This is a genomic window from Streptomyces sp. NPDC058375 (assembly GCF_042723425.1).
GTDB lineage: Bacteria > Actinomycetota > Actinomycetes > Streptomycetales > Streptomycetaceae > Streptomyces > Streptomyces durocortorensis.
The window spans coordinates 1-10806 of the sequence record NZ_JBHXJG010000245.1; the positions used below are offsets into that span (position 1 = coordinate 1).

Annotated in this window: 11 protein-coding genes; 3 read left to right on the forward strand and 8 right to left on the reverse strand. The window is 72.6% G+C overall.

Going from position 1 to position 10806, the window contains the following annotated elements:
* Positions 1 to 44: 44 nt before the first annotated feature.
* Positions 45 to 1328: an adenylosuccinate synthase gene (locus ACFWM7_RS28865; protein ID WP_026241849.1), complete on the reverse strand. Its 1284-nt coding sequence runs from the start codon at positions 1326 to 1328 to the stop codon at positions 45 to 47.
* Between the two features lie 186 nt (positions 1329 to 1514).
* On the opposite strand from ACFWM7_RS28865, the gene ACFWM7_RS28870 reads away from it, so the two are divergent.
* From ACFWM7_RS28870 to ACFWM7_RS28880, 3 genes are read left to right on the forward strand one after another with little or no spacing between them, the layout of a single operon-like run.
* Complete coding sequence (locus ACFWM7_RS28870; protein ID WP_383265924.1) at positions 1515 to 2399, forward strand: diacylglycerol kinase; 885 nt, start codon at positions 1515 to 1517, stop codon at positions 2397 to 2399.
* A gap of 32 nt (positions 2400 to 2431) precedes the next feature.
* Complete coding sequence (locus tag ACFWM7_RS28875) at positions 2432 to 2704, forward strand: DUF1876 domain-containing protein (protein ID WP_383265927.1); 273 nt, start codon at positions 2432 to 2434, stop codon at positions 2702 to 2704.
* 48 nt (positions 2705 to 2752) lie between these two features.
* Complete coding sequence (locus ACFWM7_RS28880; protein ID WP_383265930.1) at positions 2753 to 3136, forward strand: hypothetical protein; 384 nt, start codon at positions 2753 to 2755, stop codon at positions 3134 to 3136.
* Positions 3137 to 3156: 20 nt separating this feature from the next.
* Here ACFWM7_RS28880 and ACFWM7_RS28885 read toward each other — a convergent pair whose 3' ends face one another.
* The 7 genes from ACFWM7_RS28885 to ACFWM7_RS28915 all read right to left on the reverse strand — a co-directional run bounded on the left by ACFWM7_RS28885 (position 3157) and on the right by ACFWM7_RS28915 (position 10694).
* On the reverse strand, positions 3157 to 4362 hold the full coding sequence (locus tag ACFWM7_RS28885) for a cytochrome P450 (RefSeq protein WP_383265933.1): 1206 nt from the start codon (positions 4360 to 4362) through the stop codon (positions 3157 to 3159).
* A 55-nt stretch (positions 4363 to 4417) separates the two neighbouring features.
* The gene (locus ACFWM7_RS28890) at positions 4418 to 5086 is read right to left on the reverse strand and encodes a response regulator transcription factor (RefSeq protein WP_205084856.1); all 669 of its coding nucleotides are present in this window, start codon (positions 5084 to 5086) and stop codon (positions 4418 to 4420) included.
* On the reverse strand, positions 5083 to 6441 hold the full coding sequence (locus ACFWM7_RS28895; RefSeq protein ID WP_383265936.1) for a sensor histidine kinase: 1359 nt from the start codon (positions 6439 to 6441) through the stop codon (positions 5083 to 5085). Before ACFWM7_RS28895 ends, ACFWM7_RS28890 begins: the two co-directional genes overlap by 4 nt.
* 175 nt (positions 6442 to 6616) lie before the next feature.
* Positions 6617 to 7444 carry an SDR family oxidoreductase gene (locus ACFWM7_RS28900; RefSeq protein WP_383265939.1) on the reverse strand — a complete coding sequence of 276 codons (828 nt, stop codon included), beginning with the start codon at positions 7442 to 7444 and terminating at the stop codon, positions 6617 to 6619.
* 107 nt (positions 7445 to 7551) lie between these two features.
* A complete protein-coding gene (locus tag ACFWM7_RS28905; protein WP_383265942.1) occupies positions 7552 to 8466 on the reverse strand; it encodes an alpha/beta hydrolase family protein in 915 nt (304 codons plus the stop codon).
* Positions 8467 to 8608: 142 nt separating this feature from the next.
* Positions 8609 to 9853, reverse strand: coding sequence for a kynureninase (kynU, locus tag ACFWM7_RS28910; protein ID WP_383265945.1), 1245 nt, complete (start codon positions 9851 to 9853; stop codon positions 8609 to 8611).
* On the reverse strand, positions 9846 to 10694 hold the full coding sequence (locus tag ACFWM7_RS28915; protein WP_383265947.1) for a tryptophan 2,3-dioxygenase family protein: 849 nt from the start codon (positions 10692 to 10694) through the stop codon (positions 9846 to 9848). The genes kynU and ACFWM7_RS28915 overlap by 8 nt, the downstream gene beginning before the upstream one ends.
* Positions 10695 to 10806 lie beyond the last annotated feature (112 nt).

Genomic DNA, 10806 nt, shown 5'->3' on the forward strand with positions numbered 1-10806 from the left:
TCCCGGGCCCCCACGGGCGGGTGCTGCGGCCCGGCAGGCGCTCCCTACAGGAACGAGTTGATCTGGATCGTCTCGGTCCGGCCCGGGCCGACGCCGATCGCGGAGATCGGAGCGCCCGACATCTCCTCCAGCGCCTTCACGTACGCCTTCGCGTTCTTCGGCAGGTCGTCGAAGGTCTGGGCCTTGGTGATGTCCTCGGACCAGCCCGGCAGGTTCTCGTAGATCGGCTTCGCGTGGTGGAAGTCGGTCTGGTTGTACGGGAGTTCCTCGACGCGCTTGCCGTCGATCTCGTACGCCACGCAGACCGGGATCTGCTCCCAGCCGGTGAGGACGTCGAGCTTGGTGAGGAAGAAGTCGGTCAGGCCGTTGACCCGGGTCGCGTACCGCGCGATCGGGGCGTCGAACCAGCCGCAGCGGCGGTCACGGCCGGTGGTGACACCGCGCTCGCCGCCGATGCGCCGCAGCGCCTCGCCGTCCTCGTCGTGCAGCTCCGTCGGGAACGGACCGGCGCCGACCCGCGTCGTATAGGCCTTGAGGATGCCGATGACGCGGCTGATCTTCGTCGGGCCGACGCCGGCGCCGGTGCAGGCGCCGCCCGCCGTCGGGTTCGACGAGGTGACGAAGGGATACGTGCCGTGGTCGACGTCGAGCAGGGTGCCCTGGCCGCCCTCGAAGAGGACGACCTTGCCCTCGTCGATGGCATCGTTCAGGATCAGGGTCGTGTCGGCGACGAACGGCTTGATCTGCTCCGCGTACTGGAGCATGTCCTCGACGACCTTGCCGGCCTCGATCGCGCGGCGGTTGAAGACCTTGGCCAGGAGCTGGTTCTTCTGCTCCAGGGCCGCCTCCACCTTCTGTTCCAGGATCGACTCGTCGTAGAGGTCCTGGACGCGGATCCCCACCCGGTTGATCTTGTCGGCGTACGTCGGACCGATGCCCCGGCCCGTCGTGCCGATCTTGCGCTTCCCGAGGAAGCGCTCGGTCACCTTGTCGAGCGTGACGTTGTACGGAGTGATCAAATGAGCGTTGCCGCTGATCAGAAGCTTGGACGTGTCGACGCCTCGCTCGTTCAGACCGCTCAGCTCGGAGAGCAGGACCGCCGGGTCGACCACGACACCGTTCCCGATGACCGGGGTACAACCCGGCGACAGGATTCCGGAGGGGAGGAGATGAAGTGCGTACTTCTGGTCGCCCACGACGACCGTGTGACCGGCGTTGTTACCGCCCTGGTATCGCACGACATAGTCCACGGATCCACCGAGGAGATCGGTGGCCTTCCCCTTGCCCTCGTCACCCCACTGAGCACCGAGCAGCACAAGTGCGGGCACAGGCGTACACCCCTTCCGGGCGGGGCATGTCCAAGGTCAGGGGGCGTACGTAAAGGTCGTACCTGCCGTACGACGATGTACGGCAAAGCCTGAGCCGTCGAACCGGGTGCCCCGGAATAGACGAAGCCCCTGGCGCAATAGCGCAAGGGGCTCTTGCACCAAGATGCTACCCGAGGAAGGACCGAGGTGTCGGCTGCAGAGCCCCCCGGCGACGGCGACGACCAGCTCCTGGTGGTCATCGACCCGGTCGCCCGCCGGAGTGACGGCGAGTCCGTCCGTATCGCCAAGGACGTGCTGAGCGCCGGCGCGCACGCCAAGATCTGCCTTCCGGACACCCCCGAGGAGTTCGCGCGGGCCCTGTCCCGGCGGGGTTCGCGCCGCCCGGTGGTGGTCGGCGACGATCACGCGCTGCTGCGCGCGGTGGCCCAGCTGCACCGCGAGAGGGAGCTGGCCGACGGTGTCCTCTCCCTGATCCCCGTCGGCGCGGCGCACGCCCTGGAGGTGGCCCACGCCCTCGGCGTCCCCCGGGGCGCGGTGGCGGCCGCCCGGACCGCGCTGGACGGTGCGGTGCGCCGCCTGGACCTCCTGGTCGACGACAGCGACGGGGTCGTCCTCGGCCGCCTGCGCATCCCGGCCCCGCCGCCCCCGCCGCCCGGCTCGGGGGCCCCGCACGCGGGCGTCACGGCCGTCTGGGACACCTGCCGCTCGCTCGTGACGTCCCTGGTCCGCCCGGTCCCGGTCGCCGCCACCACGCACCCGGGCACGCACCGCCTGCGCATCGAGGCGGACGGGGTGCTGCTGAGCGACCTGGACACGCCGGTACGGGGCCTCTCGGTGACCTCCCAGGGCGACGGGGGCCTGGCCGACGTCGTCGTCCGCACCGGATCCGGCGAGGACGTCACGGCGGAGGCCAAGGCCGTCACGGTCTCCGGCGCGGATTTCCGCTACCGGGCGGACATACAGACCGGGGGGCCGGTGCGCACCCGGACCTGGACGGTCCGGGCGGGCGCGTGGGGGCTGATGCTGCCGGGCCCGGCGAGCGCGGACGGGGCAGTGGGCGCACGCTGGTAGAAGACGCCCGGAACGTCCCGGAGGTGTTCGTCATGACCAGAATCGCTGTCGGGTGGCACATCGACCTCGAATTCGAGGAGGACACCCACCGCACCCGTGCGGCGGCGCTCGTCCGCCTCTCCGACGGAACAGAGGTACGCGCCCACGGCTACGCCAGCCGCCATCCCTCGGACACCGACCAGCAGCGGGTCGGCGAGGAGATCGCGGGGGCCAGGGCGCTGAACGAGCTGGCGATGAAACTGCTGACCAAGGCACACGACGAGATCGACGAGGCGTCGGGGCGGACGTCGTACCCGCTGACGTAGTTTCGGGGCTCCGCCCCCGCACCCCCGTTCCTCAATCGCCGGAGGGGCTTGAAAGGAACCGCGTCCGCCCCCGTCTGCGTCTCCGCGCACATGGAGATCCAGGACTCGCGCCGCGAAGCCGTCGTCGGAACCGCCGGTTGCGGGACAGCCTTCGCCGGAGCGCTCGCGGGCATCGTGCTCTGGGCGCCGCATGGCAAGGGCGGTCTCCTCGACGGCTTCGAGGGCGCCTCCAACTGGAACGTGCTCTGGGTCGGCCTGCCCCTCATGATCCTCGGCGGGGTCGCCGCGGCCCTGGCTGTGTTCTTCCTGGTCCGGGGCGACTGGAAGCGGGCGATCGGTTTCGTTGCGGCCATCGCCGTCCTCTTCGCGCTCGGCGTCGCCGTGGACGCGCTGGCCGGGGCGCCGAGGCCGGAGTGCTACGACCCCTGCTGAGCCCGCCCCGGCCGGCGGATCTACACCTCCGCCCGCAACTCCCTCAGCCCCCGGATCACATACCCCGGCTGCCACTCCGGCTCCGCCGCCATCCGCAGCGCGGGCGCCTTCCGCAGCAGCTCGCCGAAGGACGCGGCCAGCTCCAGCCGGGCCAGCGGGGCCCCCAGGCAGAAGTGGATGCCCGCACCGAAGGTGATGTGCGGGTTGTCGGTACGGGACAGGTCCAGGGCGTCCGGCCGCGCGAACCGCTCCGGATCCCGGTTCGCCGAGCCGAACAGCAGCGCCACCTCCGCGCCCCGCCGGATCACCTGGCCGTCGATCTCGATGTCGTCCAGCACCCACCGCTCGAACATCTGCAACGGGGTGTCGTAGCGCAGCAGCTCCTCGATCGCGGTGGGCAGCAGCGCGGGGTCGGCGCGCAGGGCGGCCAGTTGCTCCGGGTGGTGGAAGAGGGTGCGCCAGCCGTTCACGGTGGTGTTCACCGTCGCCTCGTGGCCCGCGTTCAGCAGCAGCACGCAGGTCGAGATCATCTCCTGCTCGGTCAGCCGCTCCCCCTCGTCGTGGGCGGCGATGAGGGCCGAGATCAGGTCGTCGCCGGGGTCGGTGCGCCGCTCGGCGATCAGCCCGCGCAGGTACACGGAGAAGTCCTCCGACGCCCGGACGGCGGCGGCCGCCGTCTCCTCCGAGGGGTTCAGCTCGAACATCCCGCAGATCGCCGCCGACCAGGGCCTCAGCAGCCTCCGGTCCGCCTCCGGAACGCCCAGCATCTCCGCGATGACGGCGACCGGCAGCGGCTCCGCGACCTCCGCCAGCAGGTCCCCGCCGCCTTTGGCCACGAACGCGTCGACCAGCTCGGCCGCCAGCCGCCGCACGGTCGGGGCGAGGTTCTCGACCGTTCGCGGGGTGAACGCCTTGGAGATCAGCCGCCGGATCCGGGGATGGTCGGGGGCCTCCAGATCGAGGATGCCCTGCCCGTTGAGCGTGGTGAACGGCTCGTGCTCGGGCGGCGGCGGGGTCCGGCCGAACTCCTCGTGGCTGAAGCGGTGCAGATACGTACGCCCGAGCCGCCGGTCACGCAGCAGGGCCGATACGTCGGAATGGTGCGGGATCAGCCACTGCCCTGTCGGCTCGAACCAGTGCGCCCGGCCGGCGGCGCGCAGCGCGGTGTAGGCGGGGTACGGATCGGCGACGAACGCGGGCGACCAGGGATCGAAGGACACGTGCATGACCCGACGCTACCCGCGCCCGCGCTCGCCGCAAGGGGTCCGGCACGACCGGCGGCTACCCCGGGGTGACCAGCCGTGCCTCGTACGCGAACACCGCCGCCTGGGTCCGGTCGCGCAGCCCCAGCTTCACCAGGATGCGGCTCACATGTGTCTTGATCGTGGACTCGGCGACGATCAGGTGCGAGGCGATCTCCGCGTTGGAGAGCCCCTGCGCGATCAGGACGAGCACCTCCGTCTCGCGCTCGGTGAGATCCCCGATCCGGGCCAGCGCGGGCGGTCGCGGGGCCTCCGCGAGCTTGGAGAACTCGGTGATCAGCCGCCGCGTCACCGTGGGGGCGAGCAGCGCCTCGCCCGAGGCCACCACCCGTACCCCGTCCGCGAGCTGCCGGGCCGAGGCGTCCTTGAGGAGGAAGCCCGAGGCCCCGGCCCGCAGCGCCTGGTAGACGTACTCGTCGAGGTCGAAGGTCGTCAGCACCAGGACCTTCGCGTCGGCGTCCCGCGCGACGATCTCGCGGGTCGCCTCGATGCCGTTCATCTCCGGCATGCGGATGTCCATCAGGACGACGTCCGGGCGCAGGGCGGCGACCTGGGCGAGCGCCTGCCGGCCGTCCAGCGCCTCGCCCACGACGGTGATCCCCGGCATCGCGTTGAGCAGGACCGAGAAGCCCTCGCGGACCATCATCTGGTCGTCGACGATCAGGACCCGGATGTCGGTGTCGCTCATGCGCGGCCGTCCCGGTCGATGACGACGGTGTCGGCGTTGCCTTCCGCCGCGTCCCGGGACTCCGGCCGCTGCTCCGGCTGCTCCGGCTGCTCCGGCTGCTCCGACAGCGGTACGGGGAGGAACACGGCGACCTCGTACCCGCCCTCGGTCGTCGTCCCGGCCGTCATCTCGCCGTTCAGCATCGCGACCCGCTCCCGCATCCCGGTGATCCCGTGCCCGGCCCCCGGCGAGGGCTTGACCAGGCCCCGCGCGGGCCCGTTGACCACGCGCAGCCCGAGCCCGCCGAGGACGTAGCTCAGCTCGACCCTGGCCGAGGAGCCCGGCGCGTGCCGCAGGCTGTTGCTCAGGGCCTCCTGGACGATCCGGTACGCCGAGAGCTCCACGCCCTGCGGCAGCTCGCGGACGGCCCCGGTGATCACCTTCTCCGTCTCCAGACCCGTCTCGCGGACGTTGTCCAGCAGCCCGTCGAGCGCGGCGAGGGTGGGCTGCGGGGCGTCCGGGGCCTCGTAGTCCTCCGCCCGTACGACGCCGAGGACGCGGCGCAGCTCGGTGAGGGCGGCCACCGCGTTCTCCCGGATGGTGACGAAGGCCTGCTCCAGCTCCGGCGGCGGGTTCTCGACCCGGTACGGGGCGGCCTCGGCCTGGATCGCGACGACCGACATGTGGTGGGCCACCACGTCGTGCAGCTCCCGGGCGATGGTGGTGCGCTCCTCCAGCAGCGTGCGCCGGTCGCGCTCGACGGCGGTGACGGTGCGCTGCACGGTGACCTCGCGCTCGGCGTCGCGCCGGATCTGGACCACGGCGACGACGAGCAGCGCGAAGGCGGAGAGCGTCACCACGGGCGCGGTGATGGACGGGTCGCCGCCCTCCACCAGCATCCCGAACAGCAGGGTCAGCAGCCACATCCAGGCGGCGGTACGGGGCCGGGTCCGGGCGGCCACGACCACCAGGACCACCACCTGCGCCACGAAGGCGCTCGGCCCCCACAGCTCGCCGCCCAGGACCCCGCAGAAGACGGTCGCCAGCATCGAGGCCCAGAACGCGGCGACCGGCCTGACGAGGGTCATCGCCACCGCGATCGCCGGCACCAGACCCATCAGGAGGCGGAACCGCCACTCGGCGAAGCCGACCATCATCACGAGGAAGGCGGCGAACAGCACCAGGGCGTGCGGGGTCCAGACGACGGCCCTGCGCAGCCCCTCGGGCAGCCGCCGGACGAACCGTCCGTCGGGGTTCAGCGGCGGCAGGGGACGGTAGGCGAGCACCTGGCGGAAGAGGTCCTCCCGCAGGCCGTCTATCGCCCCTGCGGCTGCCCGGAACTCCGGGCCACTGTTCTTTGTCTGGGTCTCGGTCACGCTTCCACGGTAGGCGGCGGCGGACGGCGGGTCGTCAGCATCGCTACGGATTCCGGGGCGTCCGTCTCAAGGACTACCCGCCTCCACCGTGCCGCGCCGGGGCTCCCGTCAGGCCGCGCGCGGAGGGGGCCGGCAGGGCTCCGCGCGGCACCCGTCAAGCCCCGCGCGGCACCCGTCAGGCCGCCGCGCGGAAGTGCTCCGCGTGCTCCTCGGCCCACTGCGCGAAGGCCCGCGCCGGGCGTCCGGTGACCTTCTCCACCGTGTCGACCACGGTCCGGCCCTCGGGCGGGGTGTCCCGGTAGACGTCGATCAGGAACGCGATCACGTCCTCGGGCATGCCCTGGCCCCGCCAGCTCTCCAGCGCCTGTTCCTCGGTGAGCTCGACCAGCTCGACGTCCGCGCCCCGGGCCGCCGCGATCGCCGCCGTCTTGTCGCCGACGGTCAGCGCCTGCGGGCCGGTGACCAGGTACTCCTGGCCGCCGTGACCGTCCTCGGTGAGCGCGACGGCCGCCACCGCGCCGATGTCCGCCTCGTGGACCATCGCGCTCAGCCGGCCCACGAACGGCTCGCGCACCACGCCCTCGGACTTGATGCCGGGCGCCCACTCCAGGGCGTTCGCCATGAACTCCACCGGCATCACGACCGCCCAGGCGAAGTCGCTCGCGCGCACCGCCGTCTCCACCGGGGTCTCCCCGCCGCCGTGCAGCACGGTCACCCGGCGCACGCCCGCCTCCTTCGCCAGGGCGAGGATCTCGTCGGCGGTCTCCAGCGGGGCGAAGAACTCGCCGCCGAAGGTGATGAGGTGCAGCCCGGTCGCCCCGTCCAGCGCGGGGACCAGCGAGGCCGGGTCCGTCAGGTCACCGCGGACGACGTCGACCCCGGCCGGGAACTCCGCCCGCGCCGGGTCGCGGGTCAGGGCCCGGACGTGCTCGCCGCGCTCCAGCAGCTGCTCGACCACGCGGCGGCCGACCGTTCCCGTGGCCCCGGTCACCAGGATCGTCATGAGGATCTCCTTAGTCGGTGCCCACTCCCTCCGAGTGGGAACAGGACCAACGTAGAGACCCTTGCGGACAACTTCGGTCCGCTGGGAGGCCGGATGCCGTGCGGGCTTCACCAGGCGAGCTGGGTGATCTCCTCGGCCACCACCGCGCAGGCGTCGGCGGCCGGATCGATGAGCGGGAAGTGCCCGACGCCGCCGAGCAGCGTCAGCCCGACCGTCTCGCCGGACTTGGCCGCCGCGTCGACGTACGCCTCGGAGACGGCCTGGGGTACGACGATGTCCTCGACGCCCTGCACGATCGCGGTGGCGATCCCGGTCGGCAGCAGCACCCCGGGGTCGGCGTGCGCTGCCCGCTCCTCGAAGTCGCCGTTCCCGCCCAGGAGTTGGGCGACAGCGCCGCCGCAGACCCCCAGCTCGACCGCCGCCGCGAAGTCCGCGATCGGGGCGAGGGCGACGACCCCGCGCAGCGGCGGCGGGGCGGGCAGCCGCCACGGCGACCCCTCGGGCAGGACGTGCCGCGCCGCCGCCCACAGGGCGAGGTGCCCGCCCGCCGAGTGACCGGTGACCACGATCCGCCGCACGTCGGCGCCCGGCAGCTCGCGGGCGGCCAGCACCGGCATCGCGTCCAGGGCCGCGGCCACGTCGTCGAAGGTCTCCGGCCAGCGCCCCGCGACGGGATCGGCGCCCGGAGCGACCGGGTCGGCGCCCGGAGCGCGCCGCTCCTCGCCGCCGCGCCGGTACTCCACGCTCGCCACGGCGAACCCCCGGCGGGCCAGGAAGTCCGCGAGCGGGGAGACATGGGCCCGGTCGTACGGGGCCCGCCAGGCGCCGCCGTGCAGGAGGACGACGAGCGGGGCGGCGGTGCGGCCGTCGCGCGGGGCGTAGAAGTCGACGACCTGGTCGGGGTGGTCCCCGTAGGCGGCGGTCCGGTCGGGGGCGACGACGGGATGCGCGAGGGCCGACGCGCTCTCGGCCGCGTCCCGCTCCTGCGCGGCAGGGTCCGGGGAACCCGAGGAATCCGACATGCTGCTCAACCGTCCTATGCCCGTGGCCTGTGCCTGTGTGCTGCCCCAACTGGGTTGACCTGCGGGGACGGTACCAGCACTCGGTACCGCCCCCGCCCGGTCGCACATGTGTTGACGGGCCGTCAGGCGGGTCGACGGCTCGTCAGGCCGCCGATGTCTCCGCCACCACCTCGGCGAGGATCCGCGCCGCCCGTTCCGCGTCGGCGAACCCCACGTACAGCGGCGTGAAGCCGAACCGCAGCACGTCCGGCCGCCGCAGATCGCCCACGACACCGCGCTCGATGAGGCGCCGCATCACGGGCTCCGCCTCGTCGCAGCGCAGGGCGACCTGGCTGCCGCGTTCGGCGTGCTCGGCCGGGGTGACGGAGGTGACCCGGCCGGCCGGGGCGTACGCCTCGACGCACTCCAGGAAGAAGTCCGTCAGCGCCAGGGACTTGGCCCGTACGGCGTCCACCGACACCCCGTCCCACACGTCGAGCGCCGCTTCCAGCGTCAGCATGGAGACGATGTCGGGGGTGCCGACCCGGCCCCGTACGGAACCGTCCGCCGGGGCGTAGTCGGGGGTCATGCCGAACGGGTCGGCGTGCGAGTTCCAGCCCGGCAGCGGCGAGTCGAAGGCGGCCTGGTGACGCTCGGCGACGTACAGGTACGCGGGCGAACCGGGGCCGCCGTTCAGGTACTTGTACGTACAGCCGACGGCCAGGTCCACCCCGTGCTCGTCGAGCCCGACGGGCAGCGCGCCGGCGCTGTGGCAGAGGTCCCACACGGCGACCGCGCCCACCGCGTGAACGGCGGCGGTCAGCCCGGGCAGGTCGTGCAGCCGGCCGGAGCGGTAGTCGACGTGGTTGAGCAGGACGGCTGCGGTACGCGGACCGAGCGCGGCCGGGATGTCGGCGGGCGCGACGGGCACGATCCGGTGGCCGGTCAGCCGGGCGGCGGACGCCGCGATGTACCCGTCCGTGGGAAAGGTCGTCGCGTCAACCAGGATCTCGTCGTGTCCCCCGCCCGCGCGGGACGCGATCCGGGCGGCGGCGACGACGGCCTTGAAGACGTTCACGCTGGTCGAGTCACCGACGACGATCTGCCCGGCGGCGGCCCCGACGAGCGGGGCGATCCGGTCGCCGATCCGCTCGGGCGCGGTCCACCAGCCGCTCTCGTCCCAGGACCGGATGCGCAGCTCGCCCCACTGGCGGGTGAGGACGTCAGCCACGCGGGCGGGGACGTGGACGGGCAGTGCGCCGAGGGAGTTGCCGTCGAGGTAGACGCCGTCGTCGTCGAGGGCGAACAGCTCGCGCCTCGCGGCGAGCGGATCGGCGGCGTCGAGCTTCAACGCCCGCTCACGGAGGCCGTCTGTCGTGGTCGTGGTCGTGGTCGTGGTCTCAGACATGGCTGCGCGCCGTCCACAGCTCGGGGAACACGTTCTTCGTGGCGCGCTTCTCCAGCCAGGCGACCCCGGCGGAGCCGCCGGTGCCGGTCTTGGAGCCCATCGCGCGGCGGGTGGCGACGAGGTGGTCGTTGCGCCATCGCCACACCAGCTCGCCGACGTCGGTGAGCAGCTCGCCGAGGCGGACCAGCTCGTCGTTCTGGTCGGCGGCGGAGTAGATCTCCGCCCACACGGCCTCGACCTCGGGCGACGGCTCGTACCGCTTCGTCAGGTCCCGGGTGGTGACGGCCTCGGGGATGGCGTACCCGCGCCGGGCCAGCAGGGCGAGGGTCTCGTCGTACAGGCTGGGCTCCCCGAGCGCCTTCTCCAGCTCGGCGTACACCCGGGGCGCGGCCCGGTGCGGCACCAGCATGGAGGCGGACTTGTCGCCGAGCAGGAACTCCATCCGCCGGTACATCGCCGACTGGAACCCGGATCCCTCGCCGAGGGAGCCCCGGTAGGAGTTGAACTGGGCGGGGGTGAGTCCGGCCAGCGGCCGCCAGGACTCGTTGAGCGCCTCCAGCTCGCGCAGCGAACGCTTCAGGGCGTCGCGCGCGACGGGTATGCGGTCCTCGCGCAGGGCGCGGGTGGCGGTCTCCCACTCATGGACGATGACCGTGAACCACAGCTCCATGACCTGGGTGGTGACCAGGAAGACCATCTCGCCGGGATCGTCCGAGCGCAGGTGCTGGAGGTGGGTCAGGACGTCCGCCTGGACATAGTCCTCGTACGGAGTCGTTCCCGCGAAGTCCAGGTGCGGGGCGTCCGCACCGGTGGCTTCGGGGTCGGGGTGGTTGGCCGACATTTCTGTCTCCTCGACACGAGCTTCCGGGTAGCGGTCCGCCCCTTCCGTGAGGTGATGGAGCTCCGGTCCCCTGCTCGCATACTAAGCCGCTCCCCGCCCGATGTGCTTGGGC